General features: G+C 46.4%; 21 protein-coding genes. 7 read left to right on the top strand and 14 right to left on the bottom strand.

Features of this window, described 5'->3' with window-relative positions; all coding sequences use genetic code 11:
* Window positions 1–223: 223 nt before the first annotated feature.
* Together RM811_RS13370 and RM811_RS13365 are read right to left on the bottom strand one after the other, a co-directional pair.
* Window positions 224–418, bottom strand: coding sequence for a hypothetical protein (locus RM811_RS13370; RefSeq protein ID WP_402525081.1), 195 nt, complete (start codon window positions 416–418; stop codon window positions 224–226).
* Between the two features lie 75 nt (window positions 419–493).
* Window positions 494–781 carry a hypothetical protein gene (locus RM811_RS13365; protein ID WP_402525079.1) on the bottom strand — a complete coding sequence of 96 codons (288 nt, stop codon included), beginning with the start codon at window positions 779–781 and terminating at the stop codon, window positions 494–496.
* A 232-nt stretch (window positions 782–1,013) separates the two neighbouring features.
* Between RM811_RS13365 and RM811_RS13360 the strand changes: the two genes are divergently transcribed.
* Complete coding sequence (locus RM811_RS13360; RefSeq protein WP_402525076.1) at window positions 1,014–4,109, top strand: DUF3427 domain-containing protein; 3,096 nt, start codon at window positions 1,014–1,016, stop codon at window positions 4,107–4,109.
* A 46-nt stretch (window positions 4,110–4,155) separates the two neighbouring features.
* Here the strand turns inward: RM811_RS13360 and RM811_RS13355 are convergent, their stop codons facing one another.
* From RM811_RS13355 to RM811_RS13335, 5 genes are all read right to left on the bottom strand, one after another.
* Window positions 4,156–4,572 carry a (deoxy)nucleoside triphosphate pyrophosphohydrolase gene (locus RM811_RS13355; RefSeq protein ID WP_402525073.1) on the bottom strand — a complete coding sequence of 139 codons (417 nt, stop codon included), beginning with the start codon at window positions 4,570–4,572 and terminating at the stop codon, window positions 4,156–4,158.
* Window positions 4,573–5,213: 641 nt separating this feature from the next.
* On the bottom strand, window positions 5,214–5,597 hold the full coding sequence (locus RM811_RS13350) for a RidA family protein (protein ID WP_402525070.1): 384 nt from the start codon (window positions 5,595–5,597) through the stop codon (window positions 5,214–5,216).
* Window positions 5,598–5,727: 130 nt separating this feature from the next.
* Window positions 5,728–7,290: a BCCT family transporter gene (locus tag RM811_RS13345; protein ID WP_402525068.1), complete on the bottom strand. Its 1,563-nt coding sequence runs from the start codon at window positions 7,288–7,290 to the stop codon at window positions 5,728–5,730.
* Window positions 7,291–7,341: 51 nt separating this feature from the next.
* Complete coding sequence (locus RM811_RS13340; protein ID WP_402525065.1) at window positions 7,342–8,361, bottom strand: membrane dipeptidase; 1,020 nt, start codon at window positions 8,359–8,361, stop codon at window positions 7,342–7,344.
* A gap of 14 nt (window positions 8,362–8,375) precedes the next feature.
* On the bottom strand, window positions 8,376–9,821 hold the full coding sequence (locus tag RM811_RS13335) for an aldehyde dehydrogenase family protein (protein ID WP_402525062.1): 1,446 nt from the start codon (window positions 9,819–9,821) through the stop codon (window positions 8,376–8,378).
* 93 nt (window positions 9,822–9,914) lie between these two features.
* Between RM811_RS13335 and RM811_RS13330 the strand changes: the two genes are divergently transcribed.
* The 3 genes from RM811_RS13330 (at window position 9,915) to RM811_RS13320 (ending at window position 13,644) form a co-directional block, all read left to right on the top strand.
* Window positions 9,915–10,808, top strand: coding sequence for a LysR family transcriptional regulator (locus tag RM811_RS13330; RefSeq protein WP_402525059.1), 894 nt, complete (start codon window positions 9,915–9,917; stop codon window positions 10,806–10,808).
* A gap of 329 nt (window positions 10,809–11,137) precedes the next feature.
* Window positions 11,138–12,898: a hypothetical protein gene (locus RM811_RS13325; RefSeq protein WP_402525057.1), complete on the top strand. Its 1,761-nt coding sequence runs from the start codon at window positions 11,138–11,140 to the stop codon at window positions 12,896–12,898.
* A complete protein-coding gene (locus RM811_RS13320) occupies window positions 12,895–13,644 on the top strand; it encodes a DUF3726 domain-containing protein (protein ID WP_402525054.1) in 750 nt (249 codons plus the stop codon). The genes RM811_RS13325 and RM811_RS13320 overlap by 4 nt, the downstream gene beginning before the upstream one ends.
* 319 nt (window positions 13,645–13,963) lie before the next feature.
* On the opposite strand, the gene RM811_RS13315 is transcribed toward RM811_RS13320, so the two are convergent.
* Both RM811_RS13315 and RM811_RS13310 read right to left on the bottom strand, forming a co-directional pair.
* Complete coding sequence (locus RM811_RS13315; protein WP_402525052.1) at window positions 13,964–14,125, bottom strand: transaldolase family protein; 162 nt, start codon at window positions 14,123–14,125, stop codon at window positions 13,964–13,966.
* Window positions 14,125–14,316, bottom strand: coding sequence for a GIY-YIG nuclease family protein (locus RM811_RS13310; RefSeq protein ID WP_402525049.1), 192 nt, complete (start codon window positions 14,314–14,316; stop codon window positions 14,125–14,127). The genes RM811_RS13315 and RM811_RS13310 overlap by 1 nt, the downstream gene beginning before the upstream one ends.
* A 520-nt stretch (window positions 14,317–14,836) precedes the next feature.
* Between RM811_RS13310 and RM811_RS13305 the strand changes: the two genes are divergently transcribed.
* Both RM811_RS13305 and RM811_RS13300 read left to right on the top strand, forming a co-directional pair.
* On the top strand, window positions 14,837–15,139 hold the full coding sequence (locus RM811_RS13305; RefSeq protein WP_402525047.1) for a response regulator: 303 nt from the start codon (window positions 14,837–14,839) through the stop codon (window positions 15,137–15,139).
* 475 nt (window positions 15,140–15,614) lie between these two features.
* Window positions 15,615–17,477, top strand: a complete 1,863-nt coding sequence (locus RM811_RS13300; RefSeq protein WP_402525045.1) for a hypothetical protein — start codon at window positions 15,615–15,617, stop codon at window positions 17,475–17,477.
* 533 nt (window positions 17,478–18,010) lie between these two features.
* On the opposite strand, the gene ychF is transcribed toward RM811_RS13300, so the two are convergent.
* From ychF to trpR, 3 genes are all read right to left on the bottom strand, one after another.
* Complete coding sequence (gene ychF / locus RM811_RS13295) at window positions 18,011–19,102, bottom strand: redox-regulated ATPase YchF (RefSeq protein ID WP_402525043.1); 1,092 nt, start codon at window positions 19,100–19,102, stop codon at window positions 18,011–18,013.
* Window positions 19,103–19,361: 259 nt separating this feature from the next.
* Window positions 19,362–20,624, bottom strand: a complete 1,263-nt coding sequence (locus RM811_RS13290; RefSeq protein WP_402525041.1) for an amino acid permease — start codon at window positions 20,622–20,624, stop codon at window positions 19,362–19,364.
* Between the two features lie 51 nt (window positions 20,625–20,675).
* Complete coding sequence (trpR, locus tag RM811_RS13285) at window positions 20,676–20,948, bottom strand: trp operon repressor (protein WP_402525039.1); 273 nt, start codon at window positions 20,946–20,948, stop codon at window positions 20,676–20,678.
* Between the two features lie 386 nt (window positions 20,949–21,334).
* Here trpR and RM811_RS13280 point away from each other — a divergent pair, with 386 nt between their 5' ends.
* Window positions 21,335–22,555, top strand: a complete 1,221-nt coding sequence (locus RM811_RS13280; protein WP_402525037.1) for a hypothetical protein — start codon at window positions 21,335–21,337, stop codon at window positions 22,553–22,555.
* Between the two features lie 245 nt (window positions 22,556–22,800).
* On the opposite strand, the gene pth is transcribed toward RM811_RS13280, so the two are convergent.
* Both pth and RM811_RS13270 read right to left on the bottom strand, forming a co-directional pair.
* On the bottom strand, window positions 22,801–23,400 hold the full coding sequence (gene pth, locus RM811_RS13275) for an aminoacyl-tRNA hydrolase (RefSeq protein ID WP_402525035.1): 600 nt from the start codon (window positions 23,398–23,400) through the stop codon (window positions 22,801–22,803).
* A gap of 21 nt (window positions 23,401–23,421) precedes the next feature.
* A complete protein-coding gene (locus tag RM811_RS13270; protein WP_402525033.1) occupies window positions 23,422–24,039 on the bottom strand; it encodes a 50S ribosomal protein L25/general stress protein Ctc in 618 nt (205 codons plus the stop codon).
* Between the last annotated feature and the right edge of the window lie 121 nt (window positions 24,040–24,160).

Here is a 24,160-nt window from a genome sequence, read left to right as displayed (position 1 = left end):
ATAAAATGTCCATTTGCCAGTAGATTGCGGCGCCCGGGAGTACCGTAATTCCGGCTAAACTCTCCGCTGTCATTGTGTACAGGGATTGTACACAATCCATCTGGCAGGGATAGCCAACTATCGGCAGTCACCTCCCTGTGGATGGATCCTGTACAATCCCTGTACAGGATGACAGCGGAGTTGGTTGGTAATAATGGCTATTTTTCCAAATGTGGATTTTATTTCAGGACAAATCCTTATCTGCTCGCTCATCAATTAACCGGTAAATCTCCCATAAATCCTGTGTTGCGCCATACCAGTGAGCAAGTAACTCTTGCTCGTCACCACCACAAATAATATCTGCTGCGCTGACTCCGTAGACTCTATTGGCATACTCATCAGCAATTTTCAGCCAGTGCTTTTTGGTCATCAGCCTCACGATTGATGTCAGAATATTTATAAAAGTATTAGAGAAGATGGGACTAACACTTACGAGGTGACAGGTTTTTATTATTCACAAGGAAGCAAGCACACAGGTTACTTTTTCTGGCGAATCCGTCTCCAGAATTCTATGGCGGCATTCCCCCTGAATATGAAGTTCAAGCGTGTATCGTTGACTCTCCAGGTATTCCCTTTTTTCAGGCGCTTCAAAATCGACCCATAAAACAATCACTCTCCCTCCGCCACGGCAGTAAACAAAGCACGGACACACATCATTTTTATAGCTCTGATCTGCGAAAAAATCCGGAATAACAATACCCGGGTCGAACGCACTCCCAAAAGCTTTCTGATACAACAACACACTTATTATTCCTGCTCAACGCTCCCTGCTCAGTTTATTTTTATCGGCTTCAGGCTAGTTCAAATTTTTCCAGTCGTCCAAGTGAATACCATAGAAATTTATTCCTGGTACTATGCTGCTTTGCAAACAACACCTTTGAGTCCCTCCCCTGTCCATCTCTGAAGAACTTCAGGCAGAAAGCAAACCCTATCCAGAAAACCATCGTACGTTTAAGGTGCCTGCAAACGCCTATATGGCAGCGCTCACCCAGTACATCAGCAGTCGGCTATCGGAGAAACTCAACCATTTTTCAAATCAAGACCAGTTTGAAGACAGTATTAAGCTGGCACAATTAATTGCTGACACAATAGAACCAGGCGCGGAAACATTAAGCTTGCCTCTGAGGAGGATACTTTTTTCCCGGGATGAAACCATCCAGCTACCCCTGTGTGAAGACTTCTCTTTAGCGTCTCCCTCCCTGATCACCAATGATAAAACGGCCAAAACCAACTTTTTCAAAAATCTGAAATTTGAACTGCAAACCACCGACAGCTTCCACTTTATGGTCAGTTTTATTCGAGCTTCAGGGCTACAGCTCCTACTTAATCCGCTGGAGTCCTTTCGTTTGCGTAACAAGCGTGGCCGTATTCTGACCTCGGTTTATATGAACATCACCCAACCGTCGGCACTGAGAAAACTGCTTGAGCAGGAACATATCGAGACAAAAGTGTACGTGACCACCAGAGAATCCTTCCACACCAAGGCTTATCTTTTTGAGCGAAAAAAGCACAGTAACAGCTGTGCATTAATCGGCTCATCAAACCTATCCCAGGCGGCCCTGATCAGTGGTGAAGAATGGAGTGTCAAAGTACCACGTTCCAATTCCTCAGAAATCTATGACCGGGCCATCAGTCGTTTTCAGACGTTATGGGAATCGGAGCAAGCCGTACCACTGACCGAATCATTCATTGAACAATATGAAGCGTATTTAGAAAACCGACAGGTTGATGAAGTCAAAATAAAAAAAACCTTTGATTTTCTGAACCAAAGTCATCAGCAAAAGAGCACTGAGGACGAACTGACCCTAGCGCCCAATAGCATGCAGCAGCAAGCACTGGATAACCTGACCACCACACGGCAAAAAGGCGAAACGCGCGCTGTCGCTATTGCCGCCACCGGAACAGGGAAAACCTTTCTTTCAGCCTTTGATGCCCACCAGTTCAAAGCCAAACGCGTGTTATTTTTAGCTCATCGGGATGAACTGTTAGAAGGCGCTATCGAAACATTCTCAGCAGTGTTTGAGTCCCGGGATCTGTGCGGAAAATTAACCGGTAAAAGCAAGGATACCAACAAACGTTTTCTGTTCAGTACCGTACAAACCCTATCCCGGGAAAACAACCTGCGGAATTTTGCCCCGGATACATTTGACTATATGGTGGTGGACGAGTTTCACCATGCCCAGGCCGATAGTTATCAACGAGTGATTAACCATTTCACCCCTGAGTTCCTGCTGGGTATGACGGCCACCCCGGAACGCATGGATGGACGAGACGTATTAAAACTCTGTCACTACAACATCGTCTGTGATATCCGTTTGAGAGAGGCTCTGGCACTGGGGTTATTGGCCCCCTTCCATTATTTCGGTGTCGCTGACGAAACCGTCGATTATGACCAGATTGAAAGGCAATCCGGCGGTCAATTTGTTGAAGCCAAACTGGTCAATCGTCTCAATACCATTGAACGCGTTGATTACATCATCGAACAAATGAACAAGTACGGCTTTCATGGGCAGCAGCGTTGCACTCTGGGTTTCTGTGTCAACCGTGACCATGCTGCTTTTATGAACCAGTCTTTCAATGACAAAGGGATTACCAGTACGGTATTAACCGGTCTTTCAGATCCCCGGGAACGCCAGGCCGAAATTAGAAACTTGCAAGATCCCGATCACCCGTTAGAAGCCATTTTTACCGTGGATATCTTCAATGAAGGTGTCGACATACCCCGGTTGAATTTATTGCTATTTCTGAGGCCAACGGAATCGTCAACGATCTTCATTCAACAGCTTGGCCGTGGATTGAGAAAATCAGAAGGCAAAGAGTACGTTACCGTGCTTGATTTCATTGGGAACCATCAAAACTCCTACATGGTGCCTTTGGCGCTGAGTGGTGAAAGTGGCCGCAGAGACTTTGATAAAGATACCCTCAAACGGGCGGTTAGCCATGAATTTGCTGACCTGCCTGCTGGCTGTTACGTAGAGTTGGATGAAATCACCAAAGACAAAATTCTGACAAAACTCGACAGCATCCGCCTGGACAAGACTGAATACCTGAAGCAACTGTATGCACAGTTCAAAAAAGATCTGGGCAGCTCGCCGGAAATACTGGACTTTTTTACTGCAGAAAACGCCCCAAATCCAAACTTCTTTTTCTCAAAATTTGGTTCCCTGTATAACACCAAAATCAAATGTTATGACCAGGAAGGAAACCCGGCAGAGCTACAGGAAAATCCGTACCTGCAACAGGTGGCAGAGAGGCTGGAGGCCATGTGCCCGATAAAATGGCCTTATGAATTCATCCTGTTGCTGATGGCAGTTGAGCAACAACGGACCATAATCAGTGTGCTGGATATTGAGCAGCAGTTAACCCGTTACTTTAATCAGACCATCGACAGCCACCAGCATAAGCCTTTGATTCTATCAGCCATGGCATCGTTGACTTTACCTCATCGTAATATGCCATGGGCTTTCGGCTCTGTGGAAAAGGAAGCGTTCCATGTAGACCAGAAATTCATCAAGCTGGTACAAACTAGCAAATTCGCGAAGAATCACATCAGTGATCGTGTCAGTTACGGACTGAAACTCTTCCGGCGACACTTCAAACCGGCAGCTTTCCTGGGTAACGGAGAGCGCTTTATTCTCTACCAAAATTACACCCGGAATGATATTCAGTTTCTGTCGGAAGATACCGCCATGCGTGGTTCATGGCGCGAAGGGGTAAAACGGGTTGACCATGACTACTTTCTTTTTATTAACCTGAACAAGGATAAGGCTGTCGATGCCCACCTCCACTACAAAGACTACTTTATGGACCCTCGCACCTTCCATTGGCAGAGTCAGAATCAGACTTCACACAGCTCCAGTGTTGGCCAGCATTTCGTGCACCACAAAAAGCAAAACTACCGCATTCATCTTTTTGTGCGAAAACAGGTGAAGCAATACAACATCACCCTGCCGTTTATGTATTTGGGATCGGTGGATTACGTTAGCAGCTCCGGAGACAAACCCATGAGCGTAGTCTGGAAACTGCACGACGCTGTACCTTTAGATATTTTTGAAGATCTGACCGAATAAAGACTGAATCTGTGCCTGGCTCTAAGAAAGTAGCCAGGCAATGGATTCAGGCTGATACGGTGATTTCAGTTTGTGCTGCCATTATATGCTGAACCGCTGGAATATCGGCCGGAGCCCAAACCAGGCTCTGCAAACTCGTTACCGGCAACCAGAGCAACGCAGCATGCTCAGCCGGGACGGGTTTATCCGCGACAATCCTGGCGTGGTAGGTACGCAGATTGATGATCACGTTGCCATAGTCGTAGCTGGTATCCTCCACTAAATCGAACACTTCTATATCACAGCCCAACTCTTCCTGAATTTCACGACGCAGTGTTTCTTTTGGCTGTTCACCTTCTTCAATCTTCCCGCCGGGAAACTCCCAGAGATTAGGCAAACTCATCGTATTTGAGCGCAGGGCACAGAGAATGTCATTGGCTTCGTTATGAATAATGGCTCCTGCCACTTTAATGGTTTTCTTCACTTTGGCATGCTCCTACCTAAAAGGGGCTGAATATTGAAAGTGATTGGGCATGGTGTAATCTGCATTTTTTTACAACACTCCAGATTTATTTGCCAAACTTCAGAACTCACGATGAAGTAAGGAAAGTGGCATTGCAAAAAGTACCGGTTGATTCTCTACACTATCATTCCGTACAGGGATTGTACGGAATCCACCGGGCAGGGTTAGCCAGTTGCCAGAGCGTTCACATCCCTTTGAAATGGATCCTGTACAATCTCGGTAATTGCTCCTGCATACTCTATCTCCTGCATCCATGCAGTCGCCTGTACAGGTTGACAGCGGAGTTGGTCGGTAAATGTTTATGCTACTTCCCTTACCGGTATATTCTCCTCTGCGACTTCCCTAAGACAAGAGCTAAAGTTGCTCAAAAAATACCTTCTGTCCGAATTTGAAAAAGAGGGGCTGCTTAGTTGGGGGATTGATCCTATAGCTTTTCTTACTATGAAAAAAGCGGGAGGTGGTGCCTTACAGGCATCACCTTATTGAAAATTGAAGTCATTTATTTCTTGGAGTCCTTGCCATACTCTCCTGATGATGCCGTGTGTCCGCGCCCACCAAACCCTTGAACCAGCTGCTCTTGATGATCTAAATGTACTCTTGATTTAAGCCGCCCAAGGCACCGCTGCGTACGCAATAATCTCGCACAGCATCTCCTCACGGGCCAAACCCGCAACAATCATGACTGCCCGATTTGGAAAAGGTGCTTCAAAGTATTCAGCGTATACCTTGTTGAATACCGGAAGTTGATCACGGTGAGTAACATAAATCAGAACCTGTGTCACATCCGCCATGGATAACTCAGCGGATTCGATTGTATGTTTGAAGTTATTCATGGTCTGCCGAGCCTGAGCTTCAATACCACCTTCAACAACATGACCTTCCGCGTTAATTGGAATTTGTGCTGTAGACAGTTGGCCGTTAGCAATCACAGCCCATTCTAGAGGAGCTTGTGAGGCAAACAGTTGAGTTTTTACAGATCTTTTCATGGTATTTACTTTATAGGTTTGAGTTTGAGTTTGGGTTTTCTGGTTTCTTGAAAGTCAGGTCTTTCTTGAAAAATATAATTTCTAGTGCAGGGGAGCAGATCGTATTGAGATTTGCTCCCGAAGATTGGTTTTAGAGTCCCTGTTCGTTAGCCATTTTTCTTGCGATTTGTGGTGCATTCCACAGGGATGGTAAGAGAACCAGTGAGACAGGAACAGCAGTCACAACGATAAACGACTGCAGAGCAGAGATACCGCCGGAGCCGATGGAGATTAGCAGAGCTGCGGTGATACCCATCATAATGCCCCAGAAAACGCGAACCGGCGTTTGTGGATGATCGGTTCCGGTCATCACCATGGAAACGGCGTAGGTCATGGAGTCCCCGGTGGTTGCCACAAAGATCGTTGTCAGAATCAAAAATAGCACTGAGATAACAAAACCCATGGGCAGCTGTTCGGTGATGGCGAGCAGTGCAGCTGGCATGTTGAAACCGGTGAACGCTTCAGAGATGACGCCCGGGTTGGCAATTTCGAAGGCTAGCCCACTACCACCAACAATGGTGAACCAGAAAGTGGTAATAATGGGTGCGATAATCGATATCATCAAAACCATTTCCCGAATAGTACGGCCACGGGAAATTCGTGCGACGAACATAGCCATCAGCGGGCCATAACCCAGGAACCAACCCCAGAAAAAGACTGTCCACCAGTCCAGCCAGCCTGGATTAGCACGGAACGTTGCCATGGGAATAAACTGATCCAGATAAATGCCAAATGATTGCAGATAACTATCAAAGATAAAGGCAGTTGGGCCAAATATCAGGATAAACAATATCAGGATAACAGCGAGGATGGTGTTAGCAGAGCTGAGCATTTGAATGCCACGGGTTAACCCACTGACAGCGGATATCGTATAAATGCCTACAAGAGCGACAAGGATGGTGACTTGAGTTGCGTAGGTATCAGGAATGCCAAACAGCTTTTCCAGGCCAAAGCTGACCTGTAAACCCAGAAAACCAATAGGGCCGACAGTCCCGGCCACTACCCCTAATACGCAGCTAGTGTCCACGATAATACCTAACCAGCCTTTCATGACTCTATCGCCAAAGACTGGGTATAAAAGAGTACGTGGCTTCAGGGGCAGCCCTTTCTCGTAGTGCAGGTACATCAGCACGATACCGGTCAGACTACCCAAAATCGCCCAGGCAAGGAATCCCCAGTGCATGAAACTTTGTGCAAGGGCATTGTAGGCGGCATCGATAGTACCGGTTTCACCCCCGAACAGGGGCGGTGGTGAAATGAAGTGGGCCATGGGTTCAGCAGCAGCCCAGAACACACCACCACCGGCCAGCAGTGTACACATGATGATTGAAACCCACTTGAATCGACTTATCTCGGGTGTTTTCAAACCACCAAGGACAACTTTACCGGTACGGCCAAAAGTCAGAGCGAGACCGATAAAGAACGTAAGCAATAATAAAATCTGCCAGTAGGCACCAAACAGTTTGGTGGAAGTAGCAAAAGCGGTGTTAACCCAAGATGATATGAGATTTATGTCGTACATTGCCAGAATGGCAAATAAGCCAACGCCACCACCACTCAATACAAATACCGGCATATCAACGCCGGATAACAAGCTGGTTCGTGACGTATTCACTTCATCCGAAGGTGGCATGACATGGGTTGTCTTTATCATAAATTAAGCTCCTGATAAATCTTTATAGTTATTGGAATCAGGGGGCCGCTATCAGTGTGCGACCTTTTGTTCAGAGTTTGCTGGCAAAGCGTCCTCCAGAAAGTTTAGCCAGTTTAATCCCATAATTCGGGCGACATCATCCGCAGTAAAACCCCGGGCAAGGAGCCCGGTGGTTATATTGGGAAAGTCACGGCTGTCTTTAAACCAGGGCAGTGACTGCGGCCAGCTGGCATTATTTTTGGAGCCTTCGCCATAATCCATTGCTTTTGACCAGCGTCCGTTGCGCATCCATTCCAGAATATCAACCGGTTGGTCCTGGCATAGATCAGTACCTATGCCGATCTGTGTAACCCCCATCAGTTCTGCTGTGCGTGCGACCATGTCGCAGAAGTCATCGAGCGTACAATCAGAGCCATTTTTCAGATGAAATGGATAAAGGCTGAAGCCCAGCAGCCCACCGGAATCACCCAGTTCTTTCAGGACGGTGTCAGACTTGTTGCGCTTGGCTGCATGAAAACTTGTGGGGTTGGCGTGAGATATAACAATGGGACGCTCTGATATTTCAATGGCCTCCAGAGTGCTGCGTTCACCGCTGTGGCTCATGTCTACCACCATGCCTACACGATTCATCTCGGCAATGGCCTGCCGCCCGAATCGGGTCACGCCACTGTCTTCTGCTTCATAGCAGCCACAGGCTAACAGGCTCTGGTTGTTATAAGTTAGTTGCATGATCATCAGGTTCAGTTCACGCATGATTTCAATCATGCCAATGTCGTCTTCTATGGAAGAGCAGTTTTGTGCGCCGAACATAACGCCTACCTTACCCAGCTCCTTGGCACGGCGAATATCCGACGTACCCTTCACGGGCATAATCAGATCCCCGTTGTTTTCGAAGTGACGATTCCATTGTGCTATTCGCAATAAGGTTTCACGAATCTGTTCATGGTAAACGATGGTGGCGTGCACCATCGTTACGCCACCTGCATGCAGCTGTTCAAAGATTTCCCGGTTCCAGTTAGAGTACTGGAGCCCATCAATGACAATCAGCTCGTTATGCAGTGTTTGACTCATAAACCTGCTCCCTGTTAAGCCCGGATGTAGGTGGTTTTCACAATGGTGTAGAACTCTTTGGCATAGGTTCCCTGTTCACGAGATCCGAAACTGGAATCCTTGCGGCCGCCAAACGGTACGTGATAGTCGGTACCGGCAGTTGGCAGGTTGACCATTACGCAACCGGTTTTGGCATTACGTTTGAAGTCAGAAGCATATTTCAGGGATGTGGTGCAGATGCCACCTGTCAGACCAAAATTGGTGTCGTTTAAAGTGGCCAGTGCTTCGGCATAATCTTTCACTTTGATAACACAGGCTATGGGGGCAAAAGCCTCTTCACGGTTGATGGTCATGTTGTTGGTTGTGTCGGTGAACAGTGCCGGTTGCATATAGTAGCCTTCGGTCTCTTCGGTCAGTACTTCACCGCCATAAATGAGAGTGCCGCCTTCTTTTTTGGCAAGCTCAAGATAGACAAGGTTCTGTTCCATCTGACGGGCATCGGCCACTGCGCCAATGTGAACGCCTTCTTTTAGAGGGTGACCGATCACCAGCTGCTTCATGCGATCAATAACGGCTTCGACAAAACGGTCGTGAATAGCTTCTGTTACTATCAGGCGGGAAGATGCTGTGCATTTTTGGCCTGTGCCTCCGAAGGCACCGCTAACTGCACACTCAACAGCGATGTCGAGATCAGCGTCGTCCAATACCACCAGAGCGTTTTTGCTACCCATTTCCAGCTGGCATTTCACCAGGTTTGCAGCCGTTGCAGCGGCCACCTTGCGGCCAGTTTCCAGAGAACCAGTAAACGTCAGGGCATTGATGTCGCGGGAGTTAATCAGGGTGTCGCCTACTTCAGCACCCGGCCCCATCACCAGATTGAAGGTGCCTGCAGGTAAATCCTGACGGGAGATTATTTCAGTCAAAGCCCAGGCAGAGGCGGGAACCTGATTGGCCGGTTTCCAGACCACGGCATTACCGAAAGCCAGGGCCGGAGCAATTTTCCAGGCTCCGGTTGCGGTTGGAAAATTCCAGGGGGTGATAATGCCAACAACACCCACCGGCTCACGACGTGTTTCAATCTCAACACCCGGACGAACAGAATCCGCAGTCTCACCCATCTGGCGTAAGACTTCAGCCGCATAATAACGAAAGAACTGGCCGGAACGGTAAGTTTCACCGACACCTTCTGCCAGGGTCTTACCTTCTTCCCGGGCCAGAATGGCACCCAGTTCATCTTTACGGGCAATCAGTTCATCACCAATCGCCATCAGCACTGAGTAGCGTTGTTCAAGACCGCTCTTTTCCCACTCAAGCTGCCCGGCCTTGGCGGCAGTAATCGCTGCATGGGTTTGTTCCTGATCGGCCTGGGCGTAATGGCCTACAACGTCAGTGATGTCAGCGGGACTGATATTTGCAATAGGTTTTTTATTTCCCGCTACCCACTGGCCCGAAATATAATTTTTGAAAACTGAGTCGGACATAGTCACCTCCACAAAATTGCTGCTTGTATCATAAAAGCGATCAACTAATAATAAAAATTAATAAATTATATTATCTGATAAGAGTTACTTATTATGCCTCTGAACTTCAAAATCACACAGTTACGTCATTTTATCTGGGTTGCAGAACTGAAAGGGTTTCATGCCGCAGCAAAAAAAGCTCACCGATCACAACCGGCCATCTCCTTATCGGTTCAGGATTTGGAAAATAAACTGGGTGAATCATTGTTTGAAAAACGTAATGCTCGTACAGCAAAAACAGAGCTGACGCCGTTCGGTTGTGAATTTATACCTAAAGCGAAGGATCTGGTTGCTCATCATGACCGGCTGGCACAAGATATGGCGTTATTAGCCAGACATAAAACCGGCCATTTGCGTCTTGCCTGCGTACCATCAATTGCCAGTCAGGTACTACCTGAAATTCTGGTACGATTTGTGGCTGAGGCACCTGACTTGCATATCAGTTTTTATGATGATAATTCCAATGCCGTATTAAAAATGGTGGAAAAACAGCAAGTCGATTTTGGTATCTGTAATCAATTTCCTCCTAATGAACATGCAGACAAGCAGTTCACTCCTATCTGGAAAGACCATATTGGTGTTGTCTGCCCGAAGGACCACGCAATCGCTAAAAAGGATAATTTGCACTGGCAGGAATTGTGTGAGCATCGTCTGATTAATAATGGAACATCACAGTTATTGCAAAATACCGAAGCAGCATCCTTGTTGCAGGATTCACAGTTCTACATATCTAATATGATTTCGCTGGTCGCTATGCTGGAGGCTGGCATGGGTATTACCACTTTGCCACGCTATGCGTTTCCTGATGGTAATAAAAAACTGTGTTTTGTGCCTTTAACCTCACCGGATATTTTGCGGTGCACTGGTATTGTACAGCTCAGTCATAAGTCCCTGAGTCCTCCCGCTCAGGCCCTGATCAATGTCATTCTGGACGTTGTTGGTAGCTGACGTTAGTTGCCTGATAGATAATCGAGCCTATTAAGCTGCATGTTTCTGACGGATATGGCGAAAAAGCAATACTGCATCAAGCTTCGATAAGTTTATCTTATCAAGATATATAACCTTTTGATTTGAGTATCCCTGCCGCTTTCGACGATGATAGCTCCGTAAGATGGCTCGATAATTATCAGTAAAAATGACTTCTCTATTACGTCCTTGTGTCCGCTATAGCATAAGGATGCACAGATACAGGACTAAAAATTCATCGCACATCCACGTCTATAAGGATTGATACCGGATTTCAGCATTATATTCGCCGATAATTGAGGATAATAACAATGATTACATCTGCATATATTCATGCTTCTTTGCGAGGCGATAATACTCTGCCATTACGTCCAGTTAGCCAGGTCATGGATCTGGAACGTCTTGGAGCCATGCACCAAAGTCGTTTGAGTTTTATGCGGTCACTGATTCGTAAAATTATGCGGGAACGCTGGCAGATTGCTCTTTCCCGCTTTGAACTGGATCAGGATGGATATGGTACTGTCATTTATCAGGTGAAAGCACCCCATGGGCTGTTCAGCTTCGTTTTATTCTCGACCCACCTAAGCCCGGAAGCGCGTAACGATCGTGTCATTGCCGAACAGTGGGATTTGACCATGGCACTGGTGGCTGGTGAGATCGATGATCACTATCTGGAAACACTGCGGCAAAATGTTCCGAGGCAGGAAGCAGGTCGTGTGGATGCCCGTGTTTTTGTTTTATCTCGTGCCAACCGGAGCGTCCGCAACTTCGATTACGTTGTTAATACGCTGGCAGCAGGACAGCAACCTGATGTGCAGAAAATTGCTGACGTTGGTTACCTCTACAGAACAACGGCCGTTTATGGCAGTGGCAAACTGGGGATGGCGGATTGGGAAAAAGTACAATCCCGCTGGCCGGATTTTGCCCGCCCATTCTCCGCCGAGATGTTTGTTTGCTTTATGTTGCGAGACTTTAGCCTGTTCCAGGCAGAACATATCGCGCGCCACCGGTCTCCCGAAACGTTTACCACCATGGACTCCGATATTAAACGATATGTTGGTATTGGTAACTCCACTGGATTGGGCATGGCACCCTTCTTGATCCACCATCCGCTGCTGATCAATCAGTGGATAGAAATGCGTGAACTGGCACTAGCACGGGTCAGAGTACTGGGAAATATTGATGCTCAAGTGCAGCGAAAGTTCAGGGAACTGCTTGATCGCTGCATGCTTCATACCCGGCAGATCGTTACTGAAGATGTATGGCAAGGGGCTAATAATAAGCAGGTGATAAAAGATCTGAAGGGATTGTATCAACAGGTGGGTGATCCTGTTGATAACTGGGATGCCCTGATTCACTGGAGTGAACAGCACTGTTCATTACAGGGACAGGAGTTGCTGGTGTCTGTTTTGTTGGAGTTATATCCGGAACTGGTGGACGAACTTGAAGATTATTGCTCAGCGGAAGAATTTTTGGACCTTGACCCATTAATGCCGGTACAGACTCTGAAAGCTGTTATTGAAGAGCGTTACGATTGGGCCTTGAAGTTTGATTTTCGTGCGGAAGGTGCCCGGGATATTTTCTGGTATCGCTCGGAAGAAAAAATGGAGCCTCGCCTGGGTAACGCTTTGGAAGAAAAGGGCAAAGAAAAACAAATGGCTTTGGGGGTGGGTTATGCGGTGCGTAAATGTTATGACCAGCTGATCGGCTATATTGCCGAATTTCCTGATCATAATACTGCGCGGTTGATGGTGGCGCAGCCGAAGCTGCGAGGTATTGTACGTCGGATTCAAAGCATGAACCGCTGTCTTTACGGCGATATTCAGGCCAACCTGTTGCATCGGGATATTTTGCCCATGCACCTTCTACGTGCCAAGCTGGCTTTCTTTGGAGTCAGTAAATTTGATCCGCGCTCTCGCTTGTGGGTGCGTAATACCATGTACCAGGGAGCACCATTGCTGGAGGATATTGGCAAAGCGTTTAACGACAACTGGTTTATGCCACTGACTCCGCAACAAGCTACGGGAGTTATAAAAGTTACAGAAGCGACAGAAGAAGGCGCTGCGCTATGAATATTTCAATGAATGAACTGAAAACCGGACTGTATCGCTGCTTTGAAGCCAGTGGCTATTTTGTGGGTAACTATGAAGACGCTGCCAACATGATTTTGTGGCTGGAAAAGCATGGATTGTCCGGGCTGCGCGAGCTTAAACAGGCGCTGGGTTATATTAGATCCGACCGCGATAAAGCAATGAGCGTCGTAGTGTATGAGGACAGCACTTCGGCGATCATCGACAGTAATGGCCGTAGTGCACTGAACTGTATTGCCGCTTCGGTGGACCTGGCACACGGAAAAGCACTGGAAGCAGGTATTTCAACAATCACAGTACATAATTGTCACAACCGTATGTTTATCCTTAAAGCCCTGACTGATTGTGGTCGCCGAGGTATCAGTGTTGCGGCTTATTGGCAGAATGGCAGCACAACAGTGACAGAACATACTGCCGCCATTAAAGCAGGTGCACGCTATCCGAGTTATAGCGAATCCACAACAGATATGTCATCGAACGATGCGGGTGACAAACAAAGCATCACGATTATCTGTAGTTCCAGGGTCGACTTCACAACCTCTTTGCAATATTCATCTGGCAATCATAATAGCCGTTATATTAGTGCAGAACAGGTTGCTGTAAATAAAGAATACACGGTTGATCATGGTATCGAAATAGACAGTGAGCTCTGGGCCGAAATCAAGCGTATCGGTGCGGACGTATTGGTAGAAAGTAGCGCTCGTTCGCGCCAAGGCGCAGGAGATTAGCGGGATTAGTTTTGTTTGTTGGGATATTTTGGGTATCCGTATTTGATGATTGGTAAGGGACCTATTTGATCCCTTATTTTTATATCAGCTGGTGTTGATCCGAATAGTCTACGAATGTATATGCTTGTGGTTGATTATCTCGTACAAATTCAAAGATTATTTATTCTTGGCGGAACCACCTTTTGCTTTACCATATTAAATTTTCTAGAATTTTTTCAAGTTTGGTTTGGTCTAAAGCAAAAAGCCTGATGCCTTCGGCAAGTTTTTCCGTAGCCATGGCATCATCATTATGATGCCCAGCGGAAGTAGGCTTCTGAAATTACCTCGGGCTTTTTATCAGTTGTACTGGTGAATTACGTAGTTTATGAGCAAGAGGCTGATGGCTTTGGCTTAACTCATCCAATAAAGGAGAGGCTAACGTCAGGCAGTCACAGCCAGCCAGTTGTCGTATTTCATCTATATTCCTGAAGCTGGCTCCCATCACTGCTGCTTTGTAGCCGTATTGCTTGTAATAATTGTAAATGCAAGTATAAATGCAGTCGGTACACCAGTCGCCGCTGATAGTTCTTGGGCTCTTTCGTCTGGAGAACGCTCCGTTTTTCCAACCTGTACCATATCCAATATTTTCGGTATTGATGGATTTATCATCACATACACAAATCCTTTGCCCATACTCCAAACCCGAATACCCAAAGATCTAAATATAGTAATTTTTAGCAGTATTCATGACTATTTTGATCAGTTATTCTGATGATATGATAAAAACAACGACTGATCTGGAGTGGTGCAGGTTATGGATAGACTAAGAAAATGGGAAATGTCAGTTTCCGTAGATCAAGACTTACCTATCATACTCGGTGAGTATCAAGTCAACAGCTTCAAGACGAAATGCAACCATTGTGGCCAGGATATAAAACACGGATTACTAAGAGGTGTCCTGACCAAATCAGATTCTGAACTTCATCTTGACGGTGATGGTGCATGCTTCAGATGTAAAGTTCTAACACATTACGACCTAACTCTGTCTTTGGATAATGAGTCAGGCAGCATTGTTAAAGAATGCTTTATCGAGGGTAAGCCTCACCAGGATAAGTTAGCTCCATGAATCTTCGTCAGGCCAAGAAAAACTGGGGTCAAGTCTTGATTCTTGAATTCTCTCCTGAGCCCAGTTTTCTGATATTTTAAACGACTAATGACTTTCAAAAGGAAAGACCTGACCCCAGCTTTCCCTATTGAGCTGATAAAGCATGAATCCGTGGATCTGGTGTTAACGGATATATTGATGCCGGAAATGGAAGGTAATGCCCTGGCCGCAAAATTGAGTACTCTCTGCCCGGGGTTACCCATTATCGGAATGACGGGCGGTGGCCGCACGGGTGATCCGGAGCGAGTGAAAACAGTTTGCCTGCCCAAAATGTTCTGTACCATCCTGAGCAAGCCTTTTTTGGAAGAAGAACTTTACAGTGCGATTAATCGGCATATAAAGATAGGCTGATTACTTCAGAGGCACACATTCACGTGCCTTTATAACTCGCTTTAAAAGCGCTTCTCAGGAATTACCCCAGAATAAAATCGACATTTTATTTTTCCTCAGCCCTGAATCCGGGACTGCCGTAACCGATACCGCAAAAATCTGAGCTAATTTCTGAAAATAAAACAATCATACGAATAGTATTTCGTCGAAAGCAGTATAACTGCTCATAGCTCGAAACTTCAGTGGTTTTGATCGTACTAAATTTGATGTCTGGAGTTTTTCTTTTTTTCTTAAATTACTTTTATAAATATCCGTGTATGGAAAGCTCCAAACTCGAGCTGTATAACAAGTCATACGACGTATTATACAGCAATCACAAGTTTGACCCACCACCTACCTTCTACAGTGTAGTTCTATCAAGGAAGACTTTTAGTCTACACTCGTGTGGGCGATTGAAATCTCAGATGTTCTTTCATCATAAAGCTACGAATTCAAGATGAAAGCAAACCAAAGTCACTACCACTTAATTGACGCTAAAAAACCGAAGAGAATTCAAATAATGTATGATCTCAGTACCTCCTTAAATACGGATTCACGTGGGTTATCTGGCAGGCCTGACCAACCCCAACAACCCCAAGTTAAAAGCACTTCTCAGGGGCGCAATGTTTACGCTGTAAATAATCAAGAGGTGATATCTACTGTCCACCCCGGAGTTAAAGCGGAAAGATCGGAAACCAGCTCTGAGCAGGGAACTTATGCCTCAGCATCCACAGGTCGCTGGAGACTGATATCAGACATGGTCATTAACAAAGTCGCCTCCCCGCTTGCTGCCACAGCAAAACGCTATTTATCAAATGTCAGCAGAAACATTGCTGGAATTGCGAACCAGGTAATACAGTGTCCCGAGACACTCTGTTGTAAATTAGTGATAATTGGTGGATGCCTGATGGCTTATGGAACCAAGCTGGCTAACAGCGAAGATGCATGCCTTCCAATTGCTCTGACTGACATGACCTATCAATATCTGTCGCGTCAGTATCAAGGCGACAAAATAAGTATACTCAGAGCGACTTCTGCTAACATTGGTGAGACTGCTAATCATATCTTTTGCGATAATTATCGTAATATAGATACGGTCATAACAATAAACGAACGTGACTATAAAATCAGTGTTTACGTACCTAAGGTTGATTTAGATAATGCGAGCACTTTTTCATTTGATGCATCCGATGATGTACCAGAAGAAATTATAAAAGCAATTACAAAACAGTATGGACGTATGATACATGACTGGGCAAACAATAATAATCCTTACTCTCCATATTTCTCGGACGGTATTAAGTTATTCGACTGCCCAGGCGGTGATGATTGCGATAGAGACGACATCCCATTACAAATGGCTTTTACGGCAACCAGAAAAAGGCAAAAAAACACAATACCTGTAATAACCACATCGCCAGTTTGTACATCTTCAGAAACGGCTCAAATTAAAATAGACGGCCAACCATGTGGCAGAATCTGGTTTCCAAAATTATTCTATTCTCATGAAACCCCCTATACAAAACCAAGATATAGAGCGGCACTTAAAAACGCCGAGAATGGAATTAAAAACAATCTAATTAGTGATAATCGAAATAGTATTAACGACAAATGCACTCCGTACCTGTCAGAAAAAGCAACAACACCGGCACAATCTGAGGGTGCCACGACTATACCCATGCTGAGTAGTAGTGATCCAGACATAACCACTATGAATAATACTCAGCCAGCCATGACCTTGATGAATGTTACTGGATCAGACATGTCTGTGGATGAGTTCAGTGTAGAATTTGGGACAGATCAACCGGTACTATCTTCTGAGTCAGAGGCGTCAACACAACAGGATATATCTGCCCAGGTAGCCAGGACCACGATGAGTGGTATTGAACCAGACATAGCGACGATGAATAGCGCTTCGATGAATAGCGCTTCGACGAATAATACTCAGACAGCCATGACCTCGATGAATGTTGCTGGATCAGACATGTCTGTGGATGAGTTCAGTGTAGAATTTGGGACAGATCAACCGGTACTATCTTCTGAGTCAGAGGCGTCAATACAACAGGATATATCTGCCTATTACCCTTCAAAGAATGCTGATAGCAGCCCCATTGCCGGCATGAGTAATACATTAGGTCTTGCACTAGGGGTTGTCGGTGGGGTGTTTATAACGTTAGGCACTTTAGGGATCGGTGCGTGTTATGCGAAGAGACACTATAACCAGAACCGTGGTGAAGGCAAGCTTGAAGCTGAAACCGGTTCCCATGCCATGGCAGAACTTAGTCCTCTGAATCCAACACGAGAAGAGGTTCTGGAATAAGTCAAAGTAAGTGTTCAACCCCCCCCCTTATACCCAAGCGAATTCAAGATGCAGGGTTTGACATCTGAAAATGAAAACTGTCGTCAATCCTGCTGATCAACGAAGCACCCATTTCGGGTAAAGTTTCATCGAGGAAATGATTTATTTTTTGTCGAAATTCCTTCGCTGTTGCGAAGCATTCATAATAAACAGAACAGTACATCCATAAAAACTCCCCTATTTATCGTATTGATAAATTTAATCGCCGTAAAAGGTTGACTCACCAACAGTTTCCTGTAGTTCGCCACCCCTCTGACTCAGATCCGTAATGCATACGGCTTTACGACAAATCAAACTCACCGTCGCATATTGGGATATGCGTCAGGTACCCATAAATCTAAAACACAGTGCAGGCAGATATTCACCAGTAATGGCAAGAATAACTACCTCCCATGGTATTCCTGCCACGATTTTAGAGTATTGGTTGTGATACCGACCCTGTTTTGCTTTGGTGTGGAGAGTTAGAAATGTGTAAGTTATTCCGGAACAACTCCTTAAACATTGAACAGGAAGTGCATTACATCCCCATCATGAACAATGTAAGCCTTACCTTCTACCCGCAGACGTCCTGCTTCCTTCGCGCCCTGCTCACCATTGTATTTGATAAAATCATCATAGCTGGTGACTTCAGCACGAATAAAACCACGCTCAAAATCAGTATGGATAACGCCCGCAGCCTGTGGTGCAGTCGCTCCCACTTTAACTGTCCAGGCTCTGACCTCTTTTACACCCGCAGTAAAATAGGTCTGTAGGCTGAGCAGCTCATAACCCGCACGGATGACACGATCCAGACCTGGCTCTTCCATGCCCAGATCGGCCAGAAACTCTATCCGCTCGTCATCTTCCAACTCAGCGATTTCAGATTCCAGCTTGTTGCAGATCGGCACAACAACGGCACCTTCCTGCTCGGCAATTTCCCGGACAGTATCCAGGTATTCGTTATCCTCAAAACCCTCTTCATCCACATTGGCAATATACATCGTGGGCTTGATGGTCAGCAGGTGAAATACCGGGACCAGTTTTCGCTCATCGTCACTCATGTCCAGGGAGCGAACCGCGTTCCCTGCTTCGAGATGAGGAATAATGCGCTCCAGCATGGCTTTCTGGACCACCGCATCCTTGTCTCCACCTTTGGCAGAACGGACCACACGCTGCAGCTGTTTTTCGCAGCTTTCCAGATCAGCCAGCACCAGTTCCATATTGATAATTTCAATATCAGATCGGGGGTCAATCTTGTTTGCCACGTGAATGACATTGTCATTCACAAAGCAGCGAACAACATGAGCAATGGCATCCGTTTCACGGATATTAGCCAGAAACTTGTTACCAAGCCCTTCGCCCTTGGAAGCACCCTCTACAAGACCCGCGATATCCACAAACTCCATCGTGGTAGGCAATACTCGCTGAGGCTTAACAATGGCAGCCAGTTTATCCAGACGCGGATCTGGCATGGCCACAATACCGGCGTTAGGCTCAATGGTGCAGAAAGGGAAATTTTCCGCACCAATTCCCGCCTTGGTTAAGGCATTAAATAACGTTGACTTACCAACGTTTGGCAGTCCAACGATGCCACATTTGAAACCCATAGCGCTTCTGCTCGCTCCTGAAGATATTTGTTTACTGTGAAAATGCTGCTTGCAACCTCTCTTTCAACCTCAAGAAGCCTGAGAGGTTCAAAATCAGGCAGCATTTCCAGCCCAAGGCTGTTTGGGGCGAATTATAAAGACTGGAGGAAAAAATTTCAGATAATTTTATGGACAAATTTATAAGTAGAACGCTTGAATCTCATCCTTCAAGCGCTCACACACATTCATATTTTCAGTAAAAACTGAAGGGTGGATTGGATTAACCGAATTTTGGCAAAGCACCCAACAGGTCCAGCCCGGCAAGTACCATGGCAACAATACCGAACATAAAGATCAATGCCATTCTCAGCTTACCACCCGGGACCTGATAACCACCTTCTCCCCTTTGACGCCCAACCCAGGCCATCACAACCGGAGAGAGAATACAGAAAACCACCAGCACCAGTCCGGCAAACCCGATGGCAGTAATAAAGCCATCAGGCAGGAATACGCCCAACAAGGTGGGTGGAATAAAGGTAATAGCTGCCGTTTTTAAACGTCCGCCAAAACTGCCATCAAAACCAAACAGGTCAGCAATATAGTCAAACAGACAGAGCGCTACACCAAGGAATGAGCTGGCCACCGCCATATTGGCAAACCACTGCAGTACAGAGGCAACATTTGCATTCAGACCAGAGCCAGAGAGTGCTCCCAACATATCGCCAATATTACCACCCGCAGCGATAATGGCTGGAAATGCGTCCCTCGGCAGATTGCCAAAGAAGCTGAACTGCCATAGCGCATAAAATGCCAAAGCCAGCAACGAACCCACACGCAGTGCAAACCTTACTTTCCGGCCATCTTTATTAAGATAACGGGTAATACTGGGCACAGCGGTTTGCATACCGAAGCTAACGGTCAGAAAGCCCAGCGCACCGAAAGAGAAAGGAAATGCCTCAGAAAATGATAAGCCTGGCATCAGGTAATCTGGAGACGCATTACCCAACAGAGCACTGACACTCCACAGGAACGTAATGACCATACCGCCAATAAGGAGGGTGCTGACTTTATCCACCGCCCGGGTGCCGGTCATCACAATGGCTGAAAGCACCAGCGCAAAAATAAAGCTGGCCATGGGAGGGGACAACGAAACGCCATCCACCGCCTCCAGCGAGTAAGTAATAATTGAACTGCCACCGGATATGTAGGCATAAGTCAGGATATAGCAGAGAAAGGCCACTGAGGCACCATTGACAACACGACCAACAGAACCAATGGTTCCCTCTGCAATAGAGTCAAAGCTGACGCCCAGCGGCAAGCGCAGGTTGGCTTCCAGCAGATAAATCGCAGCGCTGTACATGCAATACCAGGTAAAAACCATCAGCAGCATAGAGTAGCCAAACCAGAGACCACTGGTGGCTACTGGCAGTGAAAACATACCAGCACCAATGGCGGTGCTGGCAACAATCACTGTTCCCCCAAGAACTGAACCCTGCTTCCCGGCAGAATCCGCAGAACTTTCCGTTATAACTGCTTCTGACATTATTATTCCTACTACTTTATGAAACTCTTTTTAAAACAAAACACCGGCTATTTAGATTTTTTCAATCATTGCCATTTCAGTACCCGGTAACGTTTTCAGATAATTTGAACAGCGGGTAACCTTGGTGATACTGACCCCAAGCCGCCTGGCAATCTCTCGCTGAGACTCCTCTCCCGAAAGCAGGGCCCGCATTATGGCCAACCTTGAGCCAATAGCTTCTCGCTCTTCCTGAGTCAGTAACACCCTCATTACATCATGAAGTGCTTCCACATCCTGCTGGCCATGCAGCAGCTTGATCACCTGAAACCATAGTTCAGTCTTCATACCTTGCTCAATTTATCCAAGCGGCCTGTACTGGCGTAACAGTACGACAGTACAACTATTAACGATATTACGGAAAACACTAACAGCAATCATTGAAATAACCAGAACCCATATTTATTCATCAAGAGAATTTTCCACAAAAAAAATTGTCAAAACGTTCAACATGCAGCACTCAAATACTGCATGACGATGGTTCGTCACCCTCAGGCCATGAAAGAAAAGCACTTTTAAAAACTTTGTGCCTTTGTGTCTTTGTGGTTCAACGCTTTTCTTTCACGGCAAAATTAAAAACGATTTAATCCCCGGTTAACACCGTATCGAATCTTTTTGAACCCTCAAGACACAACGTCTTAACAACCAAGGTCGGAAAGTCTGTGAATCAATTAATGAAGCTCGTATTTTTAAAGATGACTCTCGTATTGGCAGCTTTTCCCTGGCTGGCCTCCGGTGAAGAAAATTCACCGCCAACAGAACAGCCTATAGAGACAGCCGAGCCAGATTTCTCATATTTCGAAGCTACCGGGTACCGTCTTGAAAAACACTCAGACGCCCCACCAGTCGTGGCCATCCATTTTGACCACTGCGCAGGATCTCCCTTAGCCAGAGAAAAGAGAATAACCAAAGGCATTCTCATCGGCAGAGAACATATCCTTGCTCCGGCAGATGATTTTATTGATCCCTGCTCACCACCAATCTCTCTACAAGAAGCACTACCGGAAGCCGCTATACAAACATCAAACAATTACTACTGCCATGATCAACGTATTAAAAAAATATCGCACCTGTCTCTGATACCTGAGCCCAAGCCAGAAACAGAACCCGATGAAGCCAAACAACGAGCCAGACCGGCTATTCCAAACATCATCAGGGTATTGAATGAATTAAATTTTGATGGAACCCACACAATAGATGCTCTTTTATGTCACCACTCAGAAAATGGAATTATCAGCCCCCGGCCAGTCCTTGCTGTCCTTTCACTGAGCAAGCGGGGAATTGGCTCATTGCCTGCAGATATAACAGGCGCTGAAATCGCGCAAAGGCAAGATGATTCAAATGACGATTATTCAGTTGACTCTACCTCTCTACTGCTCAGAAACCAGCTTCATTTTCATAACAATGCCACTGGAGCAAAACCCGACCAGGACAGCATGTATCAGCTTATTGAAGCAACCAGACAGCTACAACTTACCGGGGAAGACAGCGGTCATCAGAAGTTTGACGTCCAGCCTGACGCATTCATTAGCCGTCAGGGTGACAGGCATATTCTTCACGCACTGGTCAGTGACTGGGAGCTCATTGATCAATTCCCATCATTAACCAACCTTCCTGATTACGCCCAGAGGCACCCGTACAGCAATATGGTCTGGAAAGCATCAAGCCCATTTACCGGCACAATCAGTCACTCTTTGGGCATGAAAAGCATTCCCGGTTTGATTGGTGCCGCTGGTGGAGTTCTGGCTACCGTAGAAATTGCAGGATCAGCCACATTGATTTATCTGATAGCCAGTACACTGTCATCCTCAATCCCCATATATGCAATCATACAAGTTGGACTAGGGCTTATTGCTACAAACGGCCTATACCGCTGGTCAACTTCTGAATATTAGACTTGCATACCCGCCCTCTCCCGGGGTGGGCATCCCGCAATAAACAAGTTAATTGCAAATAGGCAGCACGATAAAAACAACAGGATTTGATAAACATGGAACAAGGCATGCGGGTATTGAGTTTGCAGACCTGATAACGCCCTGCTTCGGAGGGGAAACAACTTAAAAAAGAGGAATACTGGCCTGTACCCGAACTAAATACATCTATTAAGTAATCAGAGTTATTAAAACGATAGTTTCATTCTTCAGGCAGAAAAAGTATGCAGTTCCTGCACAGCTTTGGATCGCTTACCATTCAAAGCTTCAGGTGTGACGCGGATAGCCTCATCAATAACGGCATCTATTTTTTGCCGTTCAGCAACAGAGGGCTTGGTCAACACATAGTTAACCACATCTTTACTATTTCCAGGGTGACCAATCCCAAGGCGGAGACGCAGGAATTCACGGCTGTTTCCAAGAGATGAAATGATATCTCTCAGGCCGTTATGACCACCATGACCACCACCCTGCTTCAACCGGCCAGCACCAGCAGGCAGATCCAGTTCATCATGGACAACAAGAATGGATTCAGGAGGGATTTTGAAGAAAGTTGCCATAGCCCCAACAGCCTGACCACTTAGATTCATAAAAGTTGTGGGGTTGAGCAGGCGAACTTCCTGTCCGCCTGTTTGTATCCGAGCCGCCATTCCGAAAAACTTTTTTTCCGGCTGCAAGATTGCACCATGGCTTCTTGCCAGCTGCTCAACATACCAGAAGCCGGCATTATGACGGGTATCTTCATATTGTGCTCCAGGATTTCCCAGCCCCACAATCAGTCGAATCGACTGCTCCGAAGATTTTGCCATAATGCCATCGCCTCCTTATGCTTACTCTTCGCCAGTTTCTTCAGCAGACGCTTCGGACTCTTCGTCAGAAGCACCACGAAGAGCCTGAACGCTGGCAATATCCAGATCCTGACCGTGAGCAAGAACTTCAACGCCCGCAGGAATAGTCAGATCGCTCAAATGAACGTGACCACCTACTTCAACAGCAGCCATGTCAACTTCGATGAACTCTGGCAGGTCACCTGGCAGACACTTGATTTCGATTTCTACACGATTATGTACGATAGCACCACCCGCCTTCACACCAACACACTCTTCTTCATTGATGAAGTGCAGAGGAGCATGAGTAGTGATCTCATGGTCTGCATCAACACGCAGGAAGTCCATATGCATAGCGAACTCTTTAGCCGGGTGACGCTGCAGATCTTTCAGGATAGCCTGCTGCTTGGCGCCATCAACCGTCAGGGTCAGAATCTGAGAGTAGAAAGCTTCAACTTCCAGAGCCTTACGGATAGCTTTGCCTTCCAGAGTAATCTGAACAGGCTCTGCTTCACCGCCGTAGATGATAGCTGGCACCAGATCAGCACGACGGAGGCGGCGGCTCGCACCCTTCCCAATATCCTTACGTGCTGTGGCGTTTAATACGATTGCTTCAGACATGCTTATCTCCAATAACTCCATCGCCGCCTTGCGACCGGGCGCGACAGATCTCTTCAAAAATAGTTTTCAGAAGAATTTTAAATAGAACCCCACAAAGGGATTCAAAGGTGCGACATCATAC

Source organism: Endozoicomonas sp., from assembly GCF_031844845.1.
GTDB lineage: Bacteria > Pseudomonadota > Gammaproteobacteria > Pseudomonadales > Endozoicomonadaceae > Endozoicomonas.
Note: the sequence above shows the minus strand (reverse complement) of the source record. Positions and strands in the feature narration are given on the sequence as shown.

What these genes read in the sequence shown, in the direction of transcription:
- RM811_RS13360 (WP_402525076.1), top strand. Translation starts at nt 1,014, where the DNA reads ATGGCAGCGCTCACCCAGTACATCAGCAGTCGGCTATCGGAGAAACTC.
- RM811_RS13350 (WP_402525070.1), bottom strand. Translation starts at nt 5,597, where the DNA reads ATGAAAAGATCTGTAAAAACTCAACTGTTTGCCTCACAAGCTCCTCTA.
- RM811_RS13345 (WP_402525068.1), bottom strand. Translation starts at nt 7,290, where the DNA reads ATGATAAAGACAACCCATGTCATGCCACCTTCGGATGAAGTGAATACG.
- RM811_RS13340 (WP_402525065.1), bottom strand. Translation starts at nt 8,361, where the DNA reads ATGAGTCAAACACTGCATAACGAGCTGATTGTCATTGATGGGCTCCAG.
- RM811_RS13335 (WP_402525062.1), bottom strand. Translation starts at nt 9,821, where the DNA reads ATGTCCGACTCAGTTTTCAAAAATTATATTTCGGGCCAGTGGGTAGCG.
- RM811_RS13330 (WP_402525059.1), top strand. Translation starts at nt 9,915, where the DNA reads ATGCCTCTGAACTTCAAAATCACACAGTTACGTCATTTTATCTGGGTT.
- RM811_RS13325 (WP_402525057.1), top strand. Translation starts at nt 11,138, where the DNA reads ATGATTACATCTGCATATATTCATGCTTCTTTGCGAGGCGATAATACT.
- RM811_RS13320 (WP_402525054.1), top strand. Translation starts at nt 12,895, where the DNA reads ATGAATATTTCAATGAATGAACTGAAAACCGGACTGTATCGCTGCTTT.
- RM811_RS13315 (WP_402525052.1), bottom strand. Translation starts at nt 14,125, where the DNA reads ATGGGAGCCAGCTTCAGGAATATAGATGAAATACGACAACTGGCTGGC.
- RM811_RS13310 (WP_402525049.1), bottom strand. Translation starts at nt 14,316, where the DNA reads ATGGGCAAAGGATTTGTGTATGTGATGATAAATCCATCAATACCGAAA.
- RM811_RS13305 (WP_402525047.1), top strand. Translation starts at nt 14,837, where the DNA reads ATGACTTTCAAAAGGAAAGACCTGACCCCAGCTTTCCCTATTGAGCTG.
- RM811_RS13300 (WP_402525045.1), top strand. Translation starts at nt 15,615, where the DNA reads ATGAAAGCAAACCAAAGTCACTACCACTTAATTGACGCTAAAAAACCG.
- ychF (WP_402525043.1), bottom strand. Translation starts at nt 19,102, where the DNA reads ATGGGTTTCAAATGTGGCATCGTTGGACTGCCAAACGTTGGTAAGTCA.
- RM811_RS13290 (WP_402525041.1), bottom strand. Translation starts at nt 20,624, where the DNA reads ATGTCAGAAGCAGTTATAACGGAAAGTTCTGCGGATTCTGCCGGGAAG.
- trpR (WP_402525039.1), bottom strand. Translation starts at nt 20,948, where the DNA reads ATGAAGACTGAACTATGGTTTCAGGTGATCAAGCTGCTGCATGGCCAG.
- RM811_RS13280 (WP_402525037.1), top strand. Translation starts at nt 21,335, where the DNA reads ATGAAGCTCGTATTTTTAAAGATGACTCTCGTATTGGCAGCTTTTCCC.
- pth (WP_402525035.1), bottom strand. Translation starts at nt 23,400, where the DNA reads ATGGCAAAATCTTCGGAGCAGTCGATTCGACTGATTGTGGGGCTGGGA.
- RM811_RS13270 (WP_402525033.1), bottom strand. Translation starts at nt 24,039, where the DNA reads ATGTCTGAAGCAATCGTATTAAACGCCACAGCACGTAAGGATATTGGG.